The 23,678-nt window shown below is 42.9% G+C and carries 17 protein-coding genes and 2 pseudogenes; 5 read left to right on the top strand and 14 right to left on the bottom strand.

Annotated elements, in window-relative coordinates:
- Positions 1-18: 18 nt before the first annotated feature.
- Positions 19-1,221: an iron-containing alcohol dehydrogenase gene (locus ACW689_RS00185; protein ID WP_476287393.1), complete on the top strand. Its 1,203-nt coding sequence runs from the start codon at positions 19-21 to the stop codon at positions 1,219-1,221.
- On the opposite strand, the gene ACW689_RS00180 is transcribed toward ACW689_RS00185, so the two are convergent.
- Positions 1,211-3,235 carry a HAMP domain-containing methyl-accepting chemotaxis protein gene (locus tag ACW689_RS00180; RefSeq protein ID WP_476287391.1) on the bottom strand — a complete coding sequence of 675 codons (2,025 nt, stop codon included), beginning with the start codon at positions 3,233-3,235 and terminating at the stop codon, positions 1,211-1,213. The genes ACW689_RS00185 and ACW689_RS00180 overlap by 11 nt on opposite strands.
- Positions 3,236-3,937: 702 nt before the next feature.
- Between ACW689_RS00180 and ACW689_RS00175 the strand changes: the two genes are divergently transcribed.
- Complete coding sequence (locus ACW689_RS00175) at positions 3,938-5,554, top strand: diacylglycerol kinase family protein (RefSeq protein WP_476287389.1); 1,617 nt, start codon at positions 3,938-3,940, stop codon at positions 5,552-5,554.
- Positions 5,555-5,566: 12 nt separating this feature from the next.
- Here ACW689_RS00175 and ACW689_RS00170 read toward each other — a convergent pair whose 3' ends face one another.
- From ACW689_RS00170 to ACW689_RS00160, 3 genes are all read right to left on the bottom strand, one after another.
- Positions 5,567-7,873 carry a TonB-dependent receptor plug domain-containing protein gene (locus tag ACW689_RS00170; protein ID WP_476287387.1) on the bottom strand — a complete coding sequence of 769 codons (2,307 nt, stop codon included), beginning with the start codon at positions 7,871-7,873 and terminating at the stop codon, positions 5,567-5,569.
- A gap of 83 nt (positions 7,874-7,956) precedes the next feature.
- Complete coding sequence (locus tag ACW689_RS00165; protein WP_476287385.1) at positions 7,957-8,649, bottom strand: aspartate/glutamate racemase family protein; 693 nt, start codon at positions 8,647-8,649, stop codon at positions 7,957-7,959.
- A gap of 1 nt (position 8,650) precedes the next feature.
- Positions 8,651-9,307, bottom strand: a complete 657-nt coding sequence (locus ACW689_RS00160) for a glutathione S-transferase family protein (protein WP_476287382.1) — start codon at positions 9,305-9,307, stop codon at positions 8,651-8,653.
- A gap of 112 nt (positions 9,308-9,419) precedes the next feature.
- Between ACW689_RS00160 and ACW689_RS00155 the strand changes: the two genes are divergently transcribed.
- Positions 9,420-10,283: a LysR family transcriptional regulator gene (locus ACW689_RS00155; protein WP_476287380.1), complete on the top strand. Its 864-nt coding sequence runs from the start codon at positions 9,420-9,422 to the stop codon at positions 10,281-10,283.
- Positions 10,284-10,302: 19 nt separating this feature from the next.
- Here ACW689_RS00155 and ACW689_RS00150 read toward each other — a convergent pair whose 3' ends face one another.
- The 3 genes from ACW689_RS00150 to ACW689_RS00140 are packed head-to-tail and all read right to left on the bottom strand — an operon-like array spanning position 10,303 to position 14,068.
- Positions 10,303-10,995, bottom strand: a complete 693-nt coding sequence (locus tag ACW689_RS00150; RefSeq protein WP_476287378.1) for a response regulator — start codon at positions 10,993-10,995, stop codon at positions 10,303-10,305.
- 13 nt (positions 10,996-11,008) lie between these two features.
- Complete coding sequence (locus ACW689_RS00145) at positions 11,009-12,541, bottom strand: ATP-binding protein (RefSeq protein ID WP_476287376.1); 1,533 nt, start codon at positions 12,539-12,541, stop codon at positions 11,009-11,011.
- A gap of 9 nt (positions 12,542-12,550) precedes the next feature.
- Positions 12,551-14,068 carry a cytochrome-c peroxidase gene (locus tag ACW689_RS00140; RefSeq protein ID WP_476287374.1) on the bottom strand — a complete coding sequence of 506 codons (1,518 nt, stop codon included), beginning with the start codon at positions 14,066-14,068 and terminating at the stop codon, positions 12,551-12,553.
- A gap of 369 nt (positions 14,069-14,437) precedes the next feature.
- Between ACW689_RS00140 and ACW689_RS00135 the strand changes: the two genes are divergently transcribed.
- Positions 14,438-15,322: a LysR substrate-binding domain-containing protein gene (locus ACW689_RS00135; RefSeq protein WP_476287372.1), complete on the top strand. Its 885-nt coding sequence runs from the start codon at positions 14,438-14,440 to the stop codon at positions 15,320-15,322.
- Between the two features lie 9 nt (positions 15,323-15,331).
- On the opposite strand, the gene ACW689_RS00130 is transcribed toward ACW689_RS00135, so the two are convergent.
- Positions 15,332-16,171: an SDR family NAD(P)-dependent oxidoreductase gene (locus tag ACW689_RS00130; protein ID WP_476287370.1), complete on the bottom strand. Its 840-nt coding sequence runs from the start codon at positions 16,169-16,171 to the stop codon at positions 15,332-15,334.
- 82 nt (positions 16,172-16,253) lie between these two features.
- Between ACW689_RS00130 and ACW689_RS00125 the strand changes: the two genes are divergently transcribed.
- A complete protein-coding gene (locus ACW689_RS00125; RefSeq protein WP_476287368.1) occupies positions 16,254-16,697 on the top strand; it encodes a hypothetical protein in 444 nt (147 codons plus the stop codon).
- Between the two features lie 57 nt (positions 16,698-16,754).
- Here the strand turns inward: ACW689_RS00125 and ACW689_RS00120 are convergent.
- The 6 genes and pseudogenes from ACW689_RS00120 to ACW689_RS00095 all read right to left on the bottom strand — a co-directional run bounded on the left by ACW689_RS00120 (position 16,755) and on the right by ACW689_RS00095 (position 23,565).
- A pseudogene (locus tag ACW689_RS00120) lies at positions 16,755-17,257 on the bottom strand (peptidase C39 family protein).
- Between the two features lie 118 nt (positions 17,258-17,375).
- On the bottom strand, positions 17,376-17,801 hold the full coding sequence (locus ACW689_RS00115) for an N-acetyltransferase family protein (protein ID WP_476287366.1): 426 nt from the start codon (positions 17,799-17,801) through the stop codon (positions 17,376-17,378).
- A pseudogene (locus ACW689_RS00110) lies at positions 17,788-19,223 on the bottom strand (RimK family protein). Before ACW689_RS00110 ends, ACW689_RS00115 begins: the two are co-directional and overlap by 14 nt.
- Positions 19,224-19,424: 201 nt before the next feature.
- On the bottom strand, positions 19,425-19,835 hold the full coding sequence (locus ACW689_RS00105; protein WP_476287364.1) for a GNAT family N-acetyltransferase: 411 nt from the start codon (positions 19,833-19,835) through the stop codon (positions 19,425-19,427).
- Positions 19,836-19,934: 99 nt separating this feature from the next.
- Entirely contained in the window at positions 19,935-21,173 is a 1,239-nt protein-coding gene (locus tag ACW689_RS00100) for a hybrid sensor histidine kinase/response regulator (RefSeq protein ID WP_476287362.1), read from the bottom strand.
- Positions 21,163-23,565 (bottom strand): response regulator, encoded by a 2,403-nt coding sequence (locus tag ACW689_RS00095; RefSeq protein ID WP_476287360.1) that lies wholly within the window; start codon positions 23,563-23,565, stop codon positions 21,163-21,165. Before ACW689_RS00095 ends, ACW689_RS00100 begins: the two co-directional genes overlap by 11 nt.
- Positions 23,566-23,678 lie beyond the last annotated feature (113 nt).

Here is a 23,678-nt window from a genome sequence, read left to right as displayed (position 1 = left end):
CAAAAAACGAGCATAAACATGACCCTACTTTATCGCTGCTATCACTTTATTTTAAAATGTATTGTTGTACTGGTTGATGTGCCTAAACCAACACTATACCGTGGTGAGCAAGCACTCAATCAAGCTATTCAAGCTTTAAAACTGCCTAACAACAGTAAAGTACTCGTAGTAACGGATAAAACCATACATGGCTTGGCTGACTTTCCCTCGCTATTAGAGCATATGACTCAATCACATATACAGCCTGTTATTTATGATCAAGTTCACGCCAACCCAAGCATAGAAAACGTTGAAATGGGTTTTGATGCTTACACACAAAATCAGTGCCAAGCGCTCATTGCTATTGGAGGCGGATCAGTAATGGATTGTGCCAAACTGATTGGTGCTAAAGTTGTCAGGCCTAATAAAGCGGTATCATCGTTTAAGGGATTATTTAAAGTATTAAGGCGCTTGCCACCCAATATTGCCATACCAACAACCGCAGGCACAGGTGCAGAAACAACCGTCGCAGCAGTGGTCAATGACCCAAAAGCACAACTTAAGTACGCTGCAACTGATTTTGCGCTTGTCCCGCAGCATGCTGTACTGCTACCAGCCCTTACGGTGACTTTACCACCACACTTAACCGCCACAACAGCAATTGACGCGCTAACACACGCGATTGAAGCCTTGCTCAGTATTAATTGCATGAAATTTAGTAAAGAACGCGCACTCAATGCCTGTGATTTGATATTTACATATCTGCCCAAGGCGTATAAAGGTGGCAACGATTTAGAAGCCAGAGAGCAGCTATTACTCGCTTCATTCTATGCTGGACAAGCGTTTACTCGCACTTCAGTCGGTTACATTCATGCTATCTCACATCAGCTCAGTGCCAGTTATGGCACTGCACATGGCCTTTCTAATGCGGTATTGCTTATGCCCGTATTGCGTTGGTATGGTGATAGGATCAACAAAACCTTAGCGCTCATCGCACAAGAGTGCCGTTTAACTTCGCTAGACTATCCTATTGAGAGGCAAGCACAAGATTTGTTGGAGCATATCGAACAGCTGCTAAATAGTATGAATATACAAACCAAGTTTAATGAATTAAAACCGGAAGATATAGACAGCTTAGCGCAGTCTGCGCTCAAAGAAGCGCATCCTGACTACCCAGTACCCCACTTTATGAAGCTAAGCGAGTGTAGGCAAATACTTTCATCCGTTGCCGCTATAGCTTGAAGCGTTTAACCAATTCAGTGAGCGAGTTTGCAAATCGACTAAGCGACTCGCTTGCTTGCGCCATGTGTTGCATTTCATTGGCGTTGTCTTGGGCGGTTTGTTGCGCCTGAGACATCACACTTTCAATCTGTTGACAATGCTCAACCTGTTCATGTGCTGCACCACTCGCTCGCGTGCTCAAACTACTCACCTGTACCAACACTTGTTCTATTTGCGCGATAGCTTCTGAGAGTGATTCACTTCTTTGCGCGCAAGTGTGCGTGCCGCTTTGCCCTTCCAAAATCGCGCTATTGGCCAGTTTAGTATCTTGCTGTAAAGCATCGATCATGGCACTTATCTCATTGGTAGATGCTTGCGTTCGCGCAGCGAGCGTTCTAACTTCATCAGCAACCACAGCAAACCCTCTCCCTTGCTCTCCAGCTCTCGCGGCTTCAATCGCAGCATTGAGCGCCAACAAATTGGTTTGCTCTGCAATAGATAAAATGGTGTCCAATATCGTTTCTATGCTTTCACTATGTCCTGTGAGCTTATCCATAATCGCCACCGCATCTGCCATTTTACTATTAAGCGACAACATGCTTTGCCTATTACTGTTGGCGATTTGGTTGGCGTTCAACCCTTGCAGCTCTGCTTCTTTGATGCTTTCAAGTGTGGTCGCAGACTCTTCACTCACTTGCTGAGCACTAATTGCTATTTCCGATGCTAGCCCCGCCGCGCTGTCAATACGCTGTAATTGGCGCTGAGCATTTTGCGCAAGCAACTGGCTACGTTGCTGAGTAGAATCGGACATATTTTCTAACTCATGCACCTTGTGATTAATGTCTTCCAGTAAAACCTTTAGACTATCCCTTACTTGGTTAATATTATCAATCAGCATGCCAAACTCATCGTTGCTACGCTTTTTCATATCACGGGAAAAATCACCCTTTGCTAAATACCCAAGCATTTTGTTTACCGCCGCCAAAGGACCTAGCATCGCTCGACTGGTTGATATCGCGATAAAGACTGCCAAACTAATGAAGAACAGTGCAAGAATAAGCGTGGTTCGCTTCGCTTGTAAAATTTTTTGCTCTGCAATATCTTGATAATAGCTAAATTGCTCATCTGACGCTTGTTGCAACTCTCGCAGCGCATTCTGCACTTGTTCAGTGGCTTTCTCTGCACGTTGATAAGCTGATTTAGATGCATCCATTGAACTCAGCTTCAACTGTGCACTTTGATATAAGGTGCCTGGTTGATCTAGCAACTTGCTCATTTTCTCTACTTGAGTTGTGAATTCACTCAATAACTCACTGGCATCCAAGCCCTGTGACTGGCGTTTTAAAAATTGAAAGTTGTCTTGAATGTTGGCGAGTAAAAAACGTACATCTTCATGCTGTGCTTTGAGCTCTTGTGCATTTAACTGATTTACCACTTTGACATTGTCACTGAGAGTATACATCATATCGTCAATACGCACGCCAGTGCCGGCCACTTCTGCAAGCTGTCGCTGATTGGTCGTCTCGATCAACTCCAAATTAAGCATCGCGTCACTGGCTAAAACCCTTATTTTCTCAAACTGTTCAACCGATTGCTTCGTTTTTTCCACCTGTTCCGTCACGCTTAACTTGGCAGCCAAAAGCGTTCGAGCATGTTGCTCAATGTCTTTACTAACAGCAATGATGTTGTCTAAGGGCCCTATAAATTGTTGTTTGCTTGTTGTAAGCGTTGTCAGTTCTGCTAATTGTTTTTGATAAGCTTGCTGCTGTGTATTAAACCGTTGTTCGATTTTACGTAATTGCGCGGGATCATTTTCACTGAATACTTTAGAGATTAATTTGCTCAACGCACTTTGCTTTAACTGCAACCCATTGGCAGTTTTCAAGATAGGCACTGCCACACTTTTTACTTCTGTGTTAGCAAGGTTAATTTGTGTCAGGGATGTATAAGCCAATCCACTAGCCAGTAAGAGCAATATTCCTAGGCTAGAAAACCCCAAAATAATTTTTTGTTTGATAGACAGCTTTTTGAACATTCAACTTTCAGTGCGATCTGCACACTCCCAATAGCAAATTCATAAGGTTAATATTTCACACAAGTCCAATAATTAGAATAAAAACTTTAAAAGTAATTTAAATATCAAATAACTGAACAATGAAAAACTGCAAAACCACCTTAAACATGGCACAACAGCGCAGACTCAACAACTTTCTGTGCTAACTTTTAGCTAAAGGACTTTGTAGGCGCCTCATAAATCATGCGAGAACAAACCCTATTTGACGCCGAACAGCTTTTGCACAACTGTAAAACAGCTTTTTTATCAACGTATTGGGCCTCAATGCTCGACTCCTCTTTTGGCTCGTCAGTGCATTTTTATTGCACTGAACAAAATGCCCTAACTCTCTTTATCAGTATTCTGGCCCAGCACACGAAGAATCTCACACAGCACCCAAAATGCGCGCTCACGCAGCTAGATTTAAGCAACCTAATGATCCTGATAGTGCGCGAATCACTATCCTCGCCATTGAATACATAGACTTGAGCGACTTCCATACTTGAATTTTGGGGTCCATATGTGTCAGTCCATCAGTGGGTTTGGCAAGATATTTTGGTTTGAGTCACAGTAATGGTGCTTATAGATACAAAAATAGGCAAGCCCATCGAATTTTGTTAACGTATTAAAGAGAAAAGATATATACATCAATAAAGGCAAAAAAACTAAAGAGGCGGTAAGCCAATGAAAATGACTAAATATTACTTTTTTGCACTCACATGTAGCTTTGCACTGGTTTGGCTCAGCATCAGCACCTGGTACTTAATTCCTTCTATCTGGCTCAGCATATCCCTGTTGTGCGTTTTTATTGCGTATGCTTCAAATTCTCCGAGTTTATTTCGAAAATCCACCACAGGTGCCATTCCACTTTGGATCAAGTTATTGCTCCTCCCGTATTTACTCGGAGCGCAAGTCTATAACGCAATAGTTCGCCACAACGATAAAGTGCCCGCGATTCAGCAGATCACACCCAACTTATTTCTTGCTTGTCGGCTTTTTCCATCCGATGTTGAGGCACTTGAAGCACAAGGGGTAACTGCAATTTTGGATGTAACGGCTGAGTTTGATGGATTAAATTGGTCGGCGGAACAAGAGCACCTACATTATTTAAATATTCCCGTTTTAGACCACTACTCCCCAAACGAAACACAGCTTCAACATGCAATTAATTGGATCAAAGTTCAGCACCAGTTAAATAATAAAGTCGTCATACACTGTGCACTCGGTCGGGGTCGCTCATTTTTCATGTTGTGCGCATACCTTTTGGCCAGTGAACCCTGTAAGAGTGAGCGAGAAATTATAGAAAAGGTACAGTCCATTCGTACCACTGCACGGTTGAACAAAAAGCAACTAAAACGCCTCCTCTCTTTAAGCAAATACATCAAAGAACATCGCCCACAAACATTAAGCCTAATTATTAACCCCGTTTCTGGTGGCGGAAAATGGGCTTACTACGGTAATCATGTGCTCGGAATACTTACGCAGCACTATGCACTCAACTGCTACTTTACCGAAGAAAATACTAATGCATGTGATTTAGTCCAATCCATCGCCCCAGATAGCCCACACACCTTTGTTGCTTGCGGAGGAGATGGGACTGTTGCTCAGGTCGCTGCTGCTATTAAAAATACCCAACATACGCTCGCCATTTTGCCGATGGGGACAGCGAACGCTATGGCACACGTATTATTTGGCCTTACCAGCAAAGTTGACCCTTTCAACTGCGCATGCAATGCATTGATCGAACATAACGCAGCTCCCATGGACACACTTGAATGCAATGGTAAAACAGCATTACTTGTTGTTGCTTTGGGCATTGAAGAGAAAATGATCAGTCACGCAGATCGCAATCTAAAGAATCAACACGGACAATTAGCTTATATTCAAGGGTTTATGGAAGCACTGCTAGATAGCAACCCATTAGACATACAAATGTGTGTAGATAATCAAGAAGTACAACACATCTCTAGTTCGAGTTTAGCGATTGCTAACGCTGCACCTGTGACGACAATATTAGCACAAGGAGGAGGGGCACCTAATTGGCAAGATGGGCTATTCGATATTACCATGCTGAAATATCACAATGATACCAGTAAAAAACTGCTCAGCCTCGCTGAGCTACTGAGCTCTACTTTATCGCACCAACCTGAGCAATTTAACATCAACCACGTACAAGGTAAGTCTGTTGAAATAATCGCTTCTGAACCGTTTCACTACTGTATTGATGGTGAAATAGACCAAGCAAACAAGCTCAATATTGAAATTAGATCACAAAGCTTGTCTGTGATTGTGCCAAATTAACCCACCTCCCTTTTAAAAAGAGGCCGTTATTCCCAATTCCCAATTTCGGCCTACCTGAGGTAATATCGAATTATAAAACCCTTTTGAGCGTAACAAATTGCCATCAGAGTCAGTAAAACTACTACCAGAATTTGCAGGGCCAACTCCGGGATGATAAATCTGATTATCAAACAAGTTTTTTACTTTGAAATGAACTCGTAATTTTTCCGATTGCCACACAACACTCAAATTTGTGGTGAGAGAATCACCTAATTTAATACCTTCATCTCTTAATGGATTACGTAAATAGAAATGTTTTGACGATACATAGTTCAACCTTGTATTGATGCTCCATTGCTCACTAAGTGGTAAATTCACCCCTAAATTCAGCTTATGAGGTGAGATATCTCCCAGCGGCACGCGGTAGTCGTCACACAAACTTTCATCCTGTTCACATGCGGCGCTGCCCTTACCTATCCAGCGCGCACTTTGGTGGTCATAATAAATATAACTAGTGACGTCCGTGTAGCTATAATTGAGGTAACTGCTAATTTGTGGCGCATCAAACCAATGATTATCCATCTCATGCTTTAGGCGCCACTCTAGGCCTTTGACGTCTCGCTCTCCGGCGTTATCAGCTTCTTCTTTAATTACGTTTTTATATTTACTGTAATAAACAGATAAATCACTGAACCAAGCACCACTTTGATACATCCAAATAAGCGACAAGTCTTGCACCTCTTCAGGCAACAAGTCAGGGTTTGCATTACGCCCATTCCAACCGCCATATAGCTGTATTGGAGGTGGTTCCTGAAATGCAGTCGCATATATGGCTTTAAGCGTATTGCTTTCATTGTAATCATAGGTAGCCGCAAACCTTGGCTTAACAAAAGTGCCGTAGATAGAATTATTGTCCCAACGTATTGCACCACTGACAGACCAGCTTTCTTTTTTTAATGTTCCTCGAATATAAGCCCCTCGGTCCGTCGTATCTATCAGATTGGAATCTGGCATATCACCTAGTTGCCCCAATATCACAGGCATATTTTCATCTGTTGAATAGTAAACACCTTTACCCAGACCATATGGGCCAAGCTTATCATCCCTCTCCAAAGAACAAAATGCAGATGCCCAATAGCCACAAATTTCATAAGCCTTAGTCAACTCTTTTCGTTCATACTTTAAACCAACAGAAAAAAGCACAGAGTCTGAGTAATGATATTCATAGTCTTGACGGGCTTTCCATGATGAACTTTCTGAATTCCAATCAGAAATTGTCACATAAGACAAGCTAGAACGCTCACTTTGAGGATCGGGGCTCGCTTCTGCCCAATCTCCATAACGTTTCTCTTTACGGAAGCTTAAAAAGCTCTTAACTTGCAAGTTGTCTTGCCATTGATGGTCATGCTCAAGATAAAACATAGTTGTTTTACGACTCCAGGTAGCATTTGGTTGACCTCTGTCAAAACTAAACTGCACTCCGTAACCATTATGTGTGATCCAATGATTAAGCCCCAAGGTTAAGCTGTCATAACTCACTTCACCAAATACCGAGCTCTCTCTGTCTTTTGAGATATACTCACCATAAGACACGCCATTTTGCCCATGCTTTAACACAGGTCCCCAAAACCGCTCATCCGATAGATATTGTTCGTTGACAAACCCCCATGTGGCCATATCCTCAATCTCTGGACCATCACTCTCAAATGCTTTGGCCGATATCCAATAACTCCAAAGACCTCGCTTCCCAAGCAAGCTAAAATCAAGCCCTTTCGAATCAAAATCTGCCAGCTGCGCTTGTAAAACTAATTCATGGTCATCCTTATCTAAAGACTTGCCTTTCTTGGTAATGATATTGACGATACCCAAAAAAGCATTCGGCCCATAGACTGCTCCAGCTGGCCCTGATAACACTTCAATTCGCTCTACCCCTGTTAGTGGGATCTGTCGATTAGCCGGAAAATCATGGCTCCACAAATGATTATTAATAATGCCATTGACCATGATAAGCGAACGCTGAACACTCGGGGTACGGTATCCTCTTTGATAGAAAGTAACGTGATCAGGACTATTAGCGACGTATACATCAAAGCCCGACATATCAGCGAGCACTTCATTGATATTGGTGTAGCCACGCTGTTGAATTTGCGCTTGGGTGATCACTTGAATTGAAGCAGGTGTATCTTTGAGTTTTTCAGCTCTATCAGATCCCGAGGTTACTGAGAGGTTTAGTAGGTCATCCAACGTTAAGTCAAATAATTCATCTGGTGATTGGGCATAAGATGGGATGCTGGCTGCAAAGCAGCAAAGCATACAGCCAAAACCAAAGTTAACCTTCATTGTAAGCGTAGCCTGCAAGTAAATCTGCTAGTTATAGGTATAGTGTAAACTCGCAGAATCGCAATAATTCAGACCGAGGCTCATCACAAACATAAAGCATATTTTACAGCCGCTTGCGCATGAAGATAGGTTGTATCATATAAGGCCAAGTCACTATCCTGCTCACCGATGAGCAGCCCAATTTCAGTGCACCCCAAAATAACCCCCTGTGCACCTCGGCTCTGCAATCCCTTAATTACATGCAAATAAGTTTTCTTTGATTCAATATTAATGACACCCAAACATAGTTCTTGGTAAATCACCTCATCTATCTGCACCTGCTCCTCTTGTGGTGGCACAATGATATTGACACCATGACTTTGTAGGCGGTCTATGTAAAACGACTCTTGCATGGTAAAGCGTGTGCCGAGCAATGCCGCACAAGATACGCCTTGTGCCTTTAAGGCCAATGCAACCACATCTGCAACATGTAAAATAGGCAAAGTAGTGAACTGTGCTATTGCATCAACCACCTTGTGCATGGTGTTAGTACAGATCACTATACAGTCTGCACCCGCTACTTCTAACCCTTTCGCAGCCTCCCCTAATACTTTGCCACACGTTTCCCAATTTGCGCTGCGTTGCAATGCTTCAATCTGTGCAAAATTAACACTATGCAGAAGTATATTAGCTGAGTTCAAGCCACCTAAGTGCGCTTTAACTCCCTCATTAATCAATCGGTAGTATGTGGCTGTCGACTCCCAGCTCATACCACCAAGCAAACCAATTGTTTTCATCTTATGCTATCTCTTCACCCGCTTCATCAATTGCGACTATTTCAGTTTCAAGTAACGCCTCATTTATCCATTTTGCAAGTACGGGGCAACCTAAAACTTTGTTCATATATACCTGTGCTTGGTCATTTAACTCAATACCATAGGTTTTAAATCGCAATACCACTGGCGCAAACATGGCATCCGCGATGGACCACTGACCGAATAACCAACCACCTTCATCCGTAAATTGACTCATTTGCTCTGTCCAAATTTGCTCAATGCGCGCAATATCTTTTTGGCATGCTTCAGAGATAGTTAAACGACGTTTGGCACGAATGTTCATCGGCATTTCGCTACGTAATGCTGAAAATCCAGAATGCATCTCACACGCCACTGCTCGCGCCTTGGCTTTCATTGCCGAGTTTTGTGGCCATGCACCACCTGACAAATAAGCATCGTTGATGTATTCACAAATAGCCAGCGAATCCCATACATGGGTATTTTCATCGACTAAAGTGGGTACCTTTAGACTAGGAGTTACACCTTTCAACCCCTCATAAAACGCTTCTGTATCAAGAGGTAGTTTGATTTCATCAAAGTAAATGCCATTTTTTTCAAGCATTAACCAAGCTCTTAGCGACCATGTAGAATAATTCTTATTACCTATATATAGCTGCATTTTATAACCCTTCAATGTTTTTTTTTGTTTATTAGAGCGCATTAAATCAATCATGACTAACGGATAATTTTGATATAACCTATCAGCATTATTGATAGGTTTAGGTGGAAAAATGGACATAGACGCACTAAGAAGTTTTTTAGCATTTGTTGAAACAGGCAGCTTTACACGCGCCGCAAAACAGGTAAGTCGTACGCAGTCTGCCATCAGCATGCAAATGAAAAAACTAGAGCAAGACTTGGGCAAGTCGTTGTTTAAAAAACAAGGTAGAACACTGAGTTTATCTTTAGATGGACAAATTTTTGCACGCTATGCCAAGCAGCTCGTGCAACTGCATGATGACACGTTGCAACAGATGAATGCCGCCAAACCAAGCACCCTAGTGCGGCTTGGCTGCCCAGACGACTATGCCGAATCGGTGCTACCCATTTTAATCGACCTCCTCCACCAGCAATGGAAAAATCTCGATTTGCAAATTACTTGCACACCGAGCAACCGCGTAAAAATCATGTTAGATAGTGGTCACTTAGATTTGGCGGTGATCACCCGTTCGTCCGACTCTGAAGAGGGCTATTTACTGGAATCAACCCCCGGTGTATGGGTACACAACCCCAGTGCGTCATTAGTCGCTAACTCACCGCTACCTATTGGGATTTTTCAACGAGATTGTCGTTTTCATCAAGCTGCTATTGAAGGGTTACATAAGCAAAGCCGTGCTTATAAAATAGTCGCTTGTAGTGGCAGTGCCAGTGCACTTAGGGGCATAGTCAGAAGTGGCTTAGCAATTGGTGCAATGGGCAAATTAAGCATCGGTGACTTATCTATTTTGGACGACCAATCACTACCCAGTTTACCCATAACAGATGTGGTTTTAGTTAGAGCGAACAATCAACAAAACCCAATATCGGACAATTTATGCTCAGACATTGCTCAACAATACATAGCTCAAAAACAACAGTTACAAGGAGCCGCTTAACTCATAGGCTCCTTGAGCACTAGCCATTTTGCGCTTCAAATTTATAACCTGCACCATAAATGGAATGGATAAATTCATGCTCAGGCGCAATGCCATGAAGCTTTTTGCGAATCTTTTTAATGTGACTGTCGATGGTTCTATCACTCACAATATGATTATCTTCATAGATGTGGTCCATCAGAGAATCGCGGCTATAGATACGTCCTGGGTGCCCATACATCGCTTTTAACAGCATAAACTCAACATGAGTTAACGATACCCGTTCACTCAAAAATGAAGCAAACAAGGTTTCTTCGTCTAGTTTTAGCTTGCTTTCCGCTTCGGTCGTTTGCCCTTGTTCATTCAAGGCAACACGTCTTAAAATTGCTTTGACGCGTGCGACCACTTCTTTAGGGCTATATGGCTTGCAAATATAATCATCCGCACCAATTTCAAGGCCAAGTAGTCTATCAACCTCTTCCACTTTAGCGGTGATCATCACAATGGGCACATTTGAATAAGCACGGATGCGCTTGCATATTTCAATGCCATCTACATTCGGCAGCATCAAATCTAATAAAATAAGTGCGGGTTGTTGGCTTTTAAAAGCCGGCTCTGCGTCGGCACCATCGTGCACAATATGCGATGTGTATTCGGCTTGAGCCAAGTACTTACTCAAAATATCAGCAAGTTTTGGCTCGTCTTCTACGATCAAAATATGTTTGTTTGACACACAAGCTGTCCATTTAATGTCTCAGTTCAATCATAATAGCGACACCGCCGAGTTCACTCAAGCGCGCTTTTATTTCTCCGTTATGTGCCTGTACGATACTTTGGCATATTGCCAAGCCTAATCCTGAACCACCAGAGAGTCGACTCCGTGCGCCTTCTACGCGATACAACCTATCAAATAATTTATCTAGTTGATCCGGTGGCACCCCAGGAGCGCTGTCTTGCCAGCAAATCGTTGTTTTTCCATTGTATTGAAATACCTTAACGTCCAATGTGCCGGGCAATTGCTCTGTTGAGTCAGTGTATCGCAGCGTATTTTGTAAGAGATTATCAAACAACTGCCCTAGCCTTTGTTCGTCACATTCGATTTCTAATGCTTCGTTACACTGCAGTGAAAATGCTAAGTGCTTTGCATCTATCACATGACGACTTTTGGCAAACGTTCTAGAAAGCAAATCGTATAGATTATGTTTGTCCATATTGTAGGTTAGCGCACCTTTGTCAGATAATGACAATTGATGTAAATCATCAACCAATCGCGTTAAACGTTGGATCTCTTCATGCAATGACAACAATTGTTCAGGCTCCGTCGCAATCACACCATCTATCATGCCTTCAATTTCGGCTCTGATGACTGCAATTGGCGTGCGTAATTCATGCGAAATATCGGCAATCCATTGCTGTCTCGCACTTTGGTTATGTGCCAACGTATCAGCCAAACGGTTCATATCACGTGCCAGTAAGCCCAGTTCATCCTTGCTGTGAATTTCAACATGGGCATCATAGTTACCTTGTGCTAATACCTTCGCATTGCGCCGCAGTAGTACGATGGGGCTAACTAAATACTTACTAAAAGGAACAGCCAATATCACTGTGACTAACAATGCAATTAATGCAATCAATATAAATTGCTGCTGTTGCTGTTTAGCAAAAAGCGTATCAAATTCATTTCGGATCAAGCCACTACCTTCTACACCCAAATAAGCAATCACTTGCTCAAGTTTAGGTTCAGCTAGGTGGTCCGTTTTATACACCGGAAACCAAAATGTATTTTTGGTATTTTGTGCATTGCCCATTACTAACTTGCCATTGGCATCTTTGAGCAAAAGCCGTTTGTTTTCATTTCGTCTCGGTGGCGGCGGACGCCGATTTGGCCGCTCAGCACGTGTGCCATTGTCCATTCGACGTTCAGGTGGTCGATGCATTGGTCGCGCTCCATCTCGACCTGGCTCATGCCGACGTCTTGGCGGAGGCCTTGATTCTGGACGCCTACGCGGCAGCTCTTGCCCTGATAAGCCATAGTAGAAACGAACCACACTATCCCAATCTTCTGAACCTTTATACACCCAATCAAAAGACTGGTGCTTATCGTAAGCTTGGGCTACCTTTGCGATCACCTCTTGCAATTGCACGCGTGAAGTATTTTCTATGTACTGTGAGAAACTTTTTTCAAAGGCAAGTTTATTCGCAAGGTATATAGCCAACACCAAAGCAGTATTGGCTATTAAAATAATCAGCAAAAGTTTGACGCGAATGGTCATTTTCATAATATTTGGCTATCCACCTATTGGTCTTGGTGTGCGTAAACGCAAGTTATCCGGATCGGGTGTTCTACGATTTGGCACCCACCTTCTAATGCATTGTTGGTCTTTAGCACATTTGTCTGTTAGCGCGTGTAAAAAGGCCACTAAATCTTGCTGCTGCTGTACATCTAAATTGGCAGCCACAAAAGGAGACTGTCGCAATAAATTCAAAGCTGCTTCGCTGTTTTGACGCGCATTGATGTTGAGTGTCTCACACTCAGCGCTTGCGGCAAACTGCTTTAAGCCGCATGCCCCGCCTTGCTCAAAAAACGCTTCAACCGTTTGCTCTGGATTTGTATAGTGGCTCACCACCTGCTCCAAACTTTCGTAAGCACCCGAATGGCTATATGGCGCGGTCAAAGCAATATTGAGTAAACTTGGAACTCGAAATGCAAATTGGTTACGTGCTTGAGGGTCAATTGCTGCACGGCCTATGTCTGCGTGTGTCTCATCCTTACCAACCCCATATTGAGGAAAGGCGAGATTAAAAAAGCCGTCATTGGTAAAAAGGTCACCACTGTGACAGTTTACACATCCTGCTCCGCCATCAGCAATTTGCGTAAAAAACAACTTAGCGCCCTGCTTTTGCGGCTCACTCAAAGCATTTAAGTCTCCGCGCACATAGCGATGCCAATCCGTGTTGACCATCACAAATGAGGCTTGGTATTGCCCTAAGGCGAATGCAATGTTATCAAACGTGATCAGTGATGGGGCATCCGCTTGAGAGTTAAAGGCGTCGCGAAACGCTTGTAACCAGTCATTGGTTGCAAGGCTACCAGCTTCAACGCCGTAATCTCCTATGCGCTGTGCAAGGTGTGTTCTAACTTGCTCATTGGTCGTTGCATCTGGAAAAGCTTCTCCACGCATCTCTTCTTTTGAAGTCACAGGGAAACGTGACAGCGTGCTGACTAAACTATCACCAGCTAACTCATCTGGTACACCAAAGCCTGAATCAGGTGTGCTGATAAAGCTCGTTTCGTTACCTTGATCATCGGTCAGTGTCACTCGCTCCACTCTGCCATCCCAAAACAACGCGTTATTTGCAAAGCCCGTATTAAAAATGGTGGGGGAGTTGCGCGGAATATTAATCTCATCATTCACTGCACGTCGGTTTGGACCAACAACATTCTCATCCACTGCATTCGTGCCAACGGGAAAAGATAACCCATCAGCGCCACCCAATCGAGGGTCGTGGCAACTTGCACAGGCAACGGACTTTTCTCCACCGAGTGCTTTACTAAAGAATAGTTGCATTCCTAATCGGGCAATAGGATCCGATATTTTAGGTAGCTCTCTGGCCCCATCTACTCGCCCACTCAAATTGTTTAACTCAATCAGTGCCGATAATTCATCATCTAACGGCGTGCGCTGCTGTGCTGGTGGTTGATGTGGCGGTGGCTGCATTCTTGGTTTTGCATAAGGTGCTGACACATATAGCGCACCCATTATCGCAGCTAATGCTGTTGTATATTTTAACATCGCTTTGTTCATGGTGACTCCAAACCTGACTTTGATCCGAAACTAAACAGTGACAAGCAAAAGTGCAACAAATGTGAAAGCAAACGATTATTTTAGTTTGAACAGCTATCAGCAAACCTCAATGACACAAAACAAACATAATCTTATCTTTATTTAGTCCTCACAGCATCTGCAAGGTTGAGCTTTTTAGACAGTAATATTTGTAACCTAAACCAACGGCTTTGCCTCACACTTTTATTTTTATCTACATAATTTTTATTACTTTTCACACCTACACACATGCTATCACTCACTTTTAAATAATATAGAAGCATGTCATTATTGGAGAATAAGCGGACAAATTCGAACGATAAAATCTAACAAGTTCTATAAGTTTAAATTATGTATAAAGAACTCTCTCATTTTACAGCCTTGCGTTATGTTGAAGCGGCAGCCAGACATAATAGCTATAGCCAAGCGGCAAAAGAGCTATGTGTGACACAAGCTGCGGTAAGCCAACAAATTCGCATTCTAGAAGACTATCTTGGTTGCAAATTATTCTATCGACATGGTCGAAGCATGCTACCGACACAACAAGGTAAGTTATTGTCAAAGTCATTGTCTGACAATTTCGAGCGCATTGCACAGAGTATCCGCAAGGTAAGCTGCGAGCCTGTCGAGGGACCCCTTACGGTGACAACCACACAATCTTTTGCTTCTATGGTTTTGATCCCTAATATGTGGAAGTTTGCACAATTGCACCCGGAAATATCTGTGCGCGTGCTTGTCTCTCCCAATTTAGAGGATGTAAAACATGGCAGTGTGGATATCGCCATTCGCTATGGAGAGTCATCATTTGATGGCGTGGAACAACAAGTCATTTTAGAAGACAAACTAGTGCCGCTTTGTTCCCCCGTATTTGCTCAGCAAGCAGGGCTTGAGAACATGGCCAATATGGCCAATTGTCCGTTGATCTATTATGCACAAAATGATTATTGGCATTTGTGGTTTGAACAAGCTGCTATCAAGCGCGATGTCGACAAAGGTCAGTGGCTCGAAGTTAGCAATATGGATTTTGCGTTGGGTGCCGTACTCACGGGCCATGGTGTTTTTCTTGGTTCTGCCAAGCAAGCAAAACATTACTTACAACAAGGGTTACTGGTTCAACCCTACGACATTAGCTGTCAACAAGGCGTTCGTTACAGCTTTTTGCATAACGCCAGTTCACCTAGATTGTCGCGAATTAAACTATTCCAAACATGGCTTACAGCGCTTATGGAAGAATGACCGTGACATTTAACTTGATGAGTTGCGCTTACGATACTTTGCTTTGTTTTTAGCACCAATGCGATATAAAAGCCCGCGCACCGAACGCCTAAAACGAGGGAATAAATAGCTCAGAGTTGCCAATTTTCCACTCATGCTCGGCATGGTAATTTCAGCTTGGGTTGATTGGCTTAATTTAAGCACAGCATCGGCAACTTGCTGCGCACTGCTCATAGGTTGTGAATAGACAATATCTTCCACTTGATCAATTTCATCCATGATGAACCCTGTATCGATAGGACCAGGGGAGACCACCGCAACATTAATGCTATGCGTTTTCAACTCATCATGCAGCGCATAAGTAAAGGCACGCAATCCCGACTTCGAACCGCTGTAAGTCGCAGCCCCCTGTAACGGCGTCAACCCAGCCAAAGAGCCAACCATCACCACGGCATTTTGTTCTGATCTTGGCATATGATTATGTGCCAATGACGTCAACAAAATGGGCGCGCGCATGTTCACATCAATCATAGCAGCAACCTGATTGGCATCGAGCTTACTAAACTGCCCACGATGATGAAGACCTGCATTATTCACCAATACATTGATTTGCCCAAACCGTTCAACTGTCTGTGCAATTATCCTCTGACAATCGTCAGTTCTTGCAACATCGGCTTCTATTAGCAGTATTTCACAGTATGAATATTGTGATAGTTGTGTTTGCATGTCTTGCAATGGCGCTAAATTTCTTGCCACCAGCACCAAATTAACGCCTTTGGGATAAGCTATGGCGAAAGTATGCGCACATGCAGCGCCCACGCCTTTTGAGGCGCCAGTGATAATAATGGTTGGACTATGTTGTGATGTCATTGTTTTAGTTATTCTTTATCAATATGATAAGCAATATAAACAGATGTCAGCCATTACACAATATGAAAAGGAAGTTCCGTCTATGAGCACAGCTCAAACCGTCTCTCGATTTAGTTTGCTGTTTTGCGCGGCAATGGCCGTGTTCACGGCCATTGCACATTTAAGCTGTATAGGGTTAGGCGAGCAGTGTTTTAGAGCACAGCTTGCACCGGAGTTTATTGTAAAGTCGGCGATTGCTGGCACTTGGCAAGCACCCGTTGCCACTATTTTTATTTCTTCATTATTTGTGTTGTGCGCATGCTATGCGCTTGCAGGCGCTAAACTGATCCGCCGTTTACCACTTCAGAGCCTAGCTTTACTCACTCTAGCTCTACTTTGTTTACTACGCGGGCTGGCTGCTATTCCGTTAAGTATCATGTTTTGGCATCAAACAACCACCTTTTCTCTTGTCGCAAGCATACTTTGGTTTTTGGTGGGGTGCGGTTATGCAACAGGTTGGTATACAACCCGTTGCACAAAAGTATGAATATTAATTGCTGATGGCAATCGCAGCGCGTAACCTGCTTGTGCCAAATGTCGCCATTTAAGCGAATTCTTCTTTACCGATGGGGACATGCTGACAATCAATTGACTGCTGAGCATCATCTAAATCAGGGTCATGCACGTACACACAGTTGGCATCCATGGCTGTCACACACACCCAATGCGGTGCTTTTTTACCATCAAGGCGATAGGTGCTGATCAAAATTAGTACGCGATAATTGCCCTGTAACAGTGCATGAAGCTGATCTATTTCCAGCGCCCTGTCGTTAAGTAAACACCCTAAATCACGGGCTTGTGAAACAAACTCATCATGCACTGTGTGCATTACTTGTTTTTTGTTTTTACTACGCACTCCTTCCAAAAAAGAGGTGTTAGCTGAGTTAAGAAAACTTGCGCCATAAAACCACGGTTAATCGCACATAATGCGAGACCAATTGGGTGGCAGCCACCGTGACCACTAGTCATAAAAATAGTCGTTGCTGCGCGCCAAAGCGCCAACTCATGAGCTTGGCCTAACTCTATACGTTCATCCAAGCTGTGCATCGCCATAAGCAGTGCCGCCGGACCGCATGTAAAATCCGTTGTTTGTTTATACCAAGGCACAGGCAAAACAACGCCTTTACCATCAAAGTGCGCTACACGCTTTTGCATACGCAATGCTTCACTGCCGTCCCCGTAATAGTCGCTGTAAGCACCAAAGACCTGATAACCCATGTTTATATAGATTGATCGCCGCTTGATTGACCGCTGACACTTCTAAACGTAAATAGGCTCGACCCTTTTGTTGCGTACGGTTTTCAAGTTCACCGAGTATTAACTGCGCTAACCCTTGACCGCGAAAAGCGGGAAGTACGGCCAAAGAATAAAGCCGCGCTAAGCGGGTGCCTTTGAGACACCATACTAAGCCATAGCCGCAGATCACATCATCATTTAGGGCAACAACAAACAGCGCATGTTTGGCTTGTAACCAGTGCTTCATACTGCGTGCGCTCAATCTGTCACTACTAAAGCAGCTTTGCTCTAGCTTTAACAGCTGGTTCAAATCGGCCAAAGCGGCACTGCGAAGCGTGATGTCACTGAGACTCATCTTTGCCTCTGGCTTCTAGGCGTCTTACAAACTCAGCCATGATCAACATGTACAATTCATTACCTAAATAAGCATCTTCCACTTTGTGATCTATGCTCGGGTTGTCGTTCACTTCAATAACATATGCCTTGCCATTTACTTCTTTGATATCGACGCCATACAAGCCATTACCCACAACTTTGCAAGCTTTTAACGCCGCAGCGAGTACCGCTCTTGGCACTTCAAAGGTAGGCAACGTTTCAAAGCCTCCCGAGCTAAAGCGTTTAGAATCATGGTTGTAAATTTGCCAGTGATTTCTTGCCATATGATAACGGCACGCATAAATTGCTCGTCCATTCAAAACACCAACACGCCAATCAAAGTCAGTGTATAAATACTCTTGCACGAGCACCAGCGCACTTTCGGCAAGCAGCTCTTCTAATCGCTCTGTTAGTTGGCCTTTATCTTTCACCTTATAAACGCCACGGGAGAATGAGCCTTCAGGCATTTTCAGCACCATAGGATAACTAAACAACTGTTCCAACTGCTCTAATGTGGTTTCTGCGCTGTCACTCACCACCTGTGTTTTAAGTGTCGGCACTTTGGAATAACTAAATGCATCATGTAAATATACTTTATTGCAGCAGCGCAAAATGGATGTCGCATCATCCATCACCACCACACCGGCGCTTTCAGCTTTGCTAGCGAGCCGGTATGTCACATGATCAATCGCTGTCGTTTGACGAATAAACAAAGCATCATATTGATTAATGTCATCCAGTGTTTCAATCGTTTTAACTTGCGCATGAATACCATTTTTTCGTGCTGCTTTAACAAACTTAGCGATAGCTTCGTCATCGCTTGGTGGCGATGGCTCTTGTGAGTCAACCAAAATAGCCATTTCCCAACGTGCGTGTTGTTGCTTACTCGAACGCTTCCATGCTGACTCGCTCAGCGCCTGAACCGTGTTGACCAGTGTTTGCTTTTGCCCCTCGTCTAACGCAGTAATTGACCCCTGCTCGACCAGCAAACGATTGTCTGTTAGTAGCTTTAAACGCAGCAATGGTGCTGCAAAGCGCTTATATATCGTAGTTGCTAATGACGCTAGTTGTGGCTGAGTTGACTGACCAAAGAATAACCATTGGCTTTCTTGCTCAAGCAGTTTTTCTGAGTGAGCGTTAATGGCAATTCTACGTGCTCGGTACGTAATGCATTAATCGTTTTCACCGTTGGCAATACAACATGTTTTCTGGCTTCTGCAAGCAATGAGCAATAGTAACCTTTGCTCAAATATTGGCCTGCATCACATAAATTGATGACGCGTGTCTTTGGCTCATCACGCTTGGGGTAGTCTTGTAAATATTGTTCAAAACTTAACACATTGGCTAAGGCAAACTCAGCTGCGGTCTGCTCTGATTCAACCACAATCAAAGTTTTTAACATGACAATTCCTGATTCTTAAAACAAATCGACAGTGACAAAAAGCATCACTCACATAACAAACAACTTCTGTTGTATAGCGCGATTTATATGATTAAATAGGGATGCTGACCAGCAAGTTATTTTTATCTAGAGGATAAACAAAACTGAGCCAAAAAAGCGGGAGGGTTAAGAGAAAGTCGCGAGCCAAAAGCCCATTACCCTCTACAAAAACTTGCACATACCCAATCCAAGAGGCTTCCCCGAGCGCACTAAATAACCATAGCGTGCGTAAAAAGGCTCTTTCCCTTGTGCAGATAAAAGCGCTACGGTAGACCCAGCTCGTGCGTTGCATGCAATATAGCGTTCAATCTCAGTCATTAGCATATGACCAACCCCTTTTCCTTGATGTGCAGGAGACACCACAATATCTTGAATATAAAAAAATAAGCCGCCATCACCAATCACTCGGCCCATGCCTGCTAATTTACCATTATTCCTGACAGTTACATGAAACAAGCTATGCGCTAGGCTTTGACCTGCCATGCTTAAGTCAGTTTCACCCCAACCGACTAACGATCTCAACGAGATAAATTCTTCCGCCGTTGGCGGTGCTAAATTAACGAAATAACACATATTTGATCAGATTAGTTTTAAGGTCCAAGAACATAATGCCCGAGCAACATAATCTGACAACAGGCAAAGTGTGACAAATTATTTAACTAGCTCAACGATTTATTTAGAACTTGATATATGCTGTGCAAATGAAATATCAAATCGAGTGCCTTTACCCATTTGGCTCGTTACTTTTATGCTGCCTTGTAAAGTATTTTCGACTAAGTTCTTTACAATATACAAACCTAGCCCACTGCCTCCACTACCAATACGGGTTGAAAAGTATTTATCAAAAATTTTACTGAGCTTATCCGCATCAACACCTTTGCCGTTGTCTTTTATTGTGAGTAGTACAGTATCATCATTTAACTGTGCATCAATATCGATACTGCCATCGCTATCCTCGTCAAACGCGTGAACTAAAGCGTTATTGATTAGATTAATAAGTATTTGCGACATCGCACCGGCATCCGTCGTTACGTTTAAAAGTTCGGGGCAAGTGATGTTTACTTTGTGGCGAGAACGCTTAAGTTTTGGTTGTAATACCTTCTTAATATCATGTAAATAATCAGACAAGTTACACTCGGTTACCGCACCACTAAACTCTCCGACAACAATGTGTTTGAAACTGTTTATTAAGTGAATCGCGTTATTGAGGTTGGAAAGCACAATATCATAGCTTTGTGCCGCATTATCAATAAAGTTCTGCAGTTCTGCTTTTGCCAGAGTCTGGTCTTGGACCAGTTTATTAATCTGTTTTTGCTTATCATCTAAATGGGTGATCGCGGTGCTGATCACACTCAATGGCGTACCGAGCTCATGAGTCAACTCACCGACCATTTCACCAATGTGATTAAATTGCTGAGATTTCTCGAGCTGTTGCTCTTTGAGTTTTGAGAGCTTTTCAAGTTCAAGGGTTTTGTCACGTAAGGTTGAGATAAGCTCATCTCTTAAGTTGATTAACGCTTGTAATTGAAGGTGTGTTGAAACACGCGCCAGCAATTCCTCTTGTCTAATTGGCTTAGTCACGTAATCCACTGCGCCAACACTAAACGCTTCAACGATGTCGCTTAGTTCGGCTTTACCAGTAACAAAAATAACGGGCACATCTTTTACTTTGTCCAAAGATTTTAAACGTCGACACGTTTCAAAACCGTCAATACCGGGCATCATCACGTCTAATAAAATAAGGTGAGGTAGAAAGATGGTTGCAATGTTGATAGCTTCTTTACCCGAAGTCGCAAACGCAACTTCATATCCTTCAGCTTCCAAAAAGCTGGTTAATAACTCTAAATTTTCAGCTTTGTCATCAACAATGAGTATCTTGCGATTTTTTAAAGAGACTAAATCAGTGTTCATCTTGCACCTCATCAAGTGCGGCTTTAAACCCCGCCATATCGAACCTACTTATAAAGTTAGTCAAATATTGTGTAAGTTGCTGACTATTTGGCCTTTGCTCTTCTATTTGTGCAAGAATTTGCTTAATCTTTGAAGTGCTGTTTATCTGCGCAGCTAATTTCAGCTGTTCTAGCTGTTCACTCGGTAAAGAAAACTCACTCAAATCGAACTCAGTGCTGTCATTATCCTGCCGCTCCCCATCATCTAGCTCTGTTTCTTTCTCAAAGTGATTAGGGAAATATGAAACTAGAGACTCAAAAATTTGCGCAATGGTATAGGGCTTTCCGATAAACTGATCAAAACCAATACTCAAATAGTGCTGCACTTCATGATGTAAACTAAATGCAGAAATAGCGACACATTTTAGATCTTTTAGCGCCAAGTCATTACGGATGATCTCAACAGCCTCATCACCTCGCATTACTGGCATTAGCAAGTCTAAGAAGACAATATCGAACTGATTTTCTTTTATTTTATCAATGGCTTGCTGACCGTCCTCAGCATAGTCTACATCAATACCACAAGACGAGAGTGTTTGTCCTAAAATTTCGCGATTATACGCCACATCATCAACGCATAACGCACGTAACTTCTTACCTTGAACTAACGATAACTGAGTAGGCTGAGCCTGCTTAAACTCTTCAATATCGACATTGGCTTGAGGTAACTCCAAACAAAATTTAAAGCAACTTCCTGCACCGAGTTTAGAAGTGACTGTCAGTTCCCCTCCCATCAGCTCCACTTGTTTACTTGAAATACATAAGCCTAGGCCCGTGCCGCCTTTTTCTGCCCCCGCACTGCCCTGCGTAAAGCTGGTAAATAGAGTAGCCAGTTCCTGCTCAGAGATACCAGGACCCGTATCATGGACTTCAAAACAAAAGCATGTATCACTCGTTTGTTCAAGTACCAGTTTAATTTCCCCTTGGTCCGTAAACTTCACCGCATTACCGAGCAAATTGATCAACACTTGCCTGAGTTTACCTTGGTCACCATTCACCCCCACTTTACCATGCACATTATTTTCTAAACACCAATTCAGCTTTTTTTGCTCACATTTGAGCTTGAACATGCACCCTAAATCATCCAGTAAAGATGTCAGTTCATAATCGACCAAATTGAGCTTGCTCGAACCCGCTTCGATTTTAGAAATATCGAGCACATCATTAATAATATCGAGTAAGTGATTACCCGCTCGTATAATTTTATCCATGGTCTGCTTATGATTTTGCGATAAATCTTTAGCACGCTCCATCAATTGCGCAAAGCCTAAAATAGCATTGAGGGGCGTACGAATTTCATGGCTCATGTTTGACAAAAACATACTCTTCGCTAAATTAGCCTGTTCTGCGCGTTCTCGGGCACTGTTAAGCTCTTCGGTCCGCTCTGCTACTTGGTTTTCAAGGTCAATATTACTATCACTTAGCCGTGCTTGTAGCTGTGCGTTATGCCATGCTATCTCAATATTTTGACCCAAGTTCAGCAGCAATAACTCTTCTTGTTCCTCAACTCTGTTTAAGTATTTCATCACAGCAAAAAGAGGAACTCCATTTTGTTTTTCTCCAATAAATAAAAAGACAAAATTCTCTAGTATTGCGCTGTGGAAAAACGTTGGTTCGTACTTGGCTGTAAAGGTCTTTAAAATATTCTCAGGGATATCTAGCTCTTGATTCTCAGGTAATTGCACATTGAACTTGTCTTCATGCACATCCAACTCGGCGATAAAAATGCTGACTGGGCTTGGTTCAAATTGCTGGCTCAAAGGAAGGGTTTCAGCTAATGATTGAAAAGTCTTAATTTCAAACTCAACCAGCTCAGACTCACTTAATAACGAATTTGTGCAATGTATGATTTTATCTAAGCCTATTTGCACGCACTCTGTTTTTTCTAAATGCTGATAAGTTCTTAGCGCCACAATCACGGCCGCCTTCAACTTACTGCTAGTCAACTCTGTTTTTGTTTTGTAGTCATTCACATCATAGTCACGGGTGATCTCTGATTCAGGCGCCATCCCAGGCTGACCTGTTCGTAAAATAATACGAACCTTTGCATTTCTTGCCGTTTCTCTCACATATTTGGCAAACTCTAACCCTGCGTGTGTGGTTTCCATCACGACATCCAGTAGAATAAGCGCAATGTCCTCATGCTCCACGATAATTTCTTCAGCCTCTTTACCACTATAAGCATGTAAAAAAGTCACGCCTCTGCCATCATATTGCATTTGAGAAAGTACTAAGGTTGAGATCTGGTGAATATCTTCTTCATCATCAACAATCAGAATTTTCCATGGTGGACGTGAAATGACTTCTTCTTGTTCATCTTCGGAGCTAAATAGAATGGAATCGTCGTCAAACATGCGCACTTCTCTTTCACTTCTAGAACTTAAAGTGTAGTGAAAGAATCTGCAAATTTGATAATTTAAAACAAAATATCTTAGCGCTGCTAATGTCGCTCAATGGTTCAAATTAC

Source organism: Pseudoalteromonas sp. ABE4_541, assembly GCF_056312285.1.
Note: the sequence above shows the minus strand (reverse complement) of the source record. Positions and strands in the feature narration are given on the sequence as shown.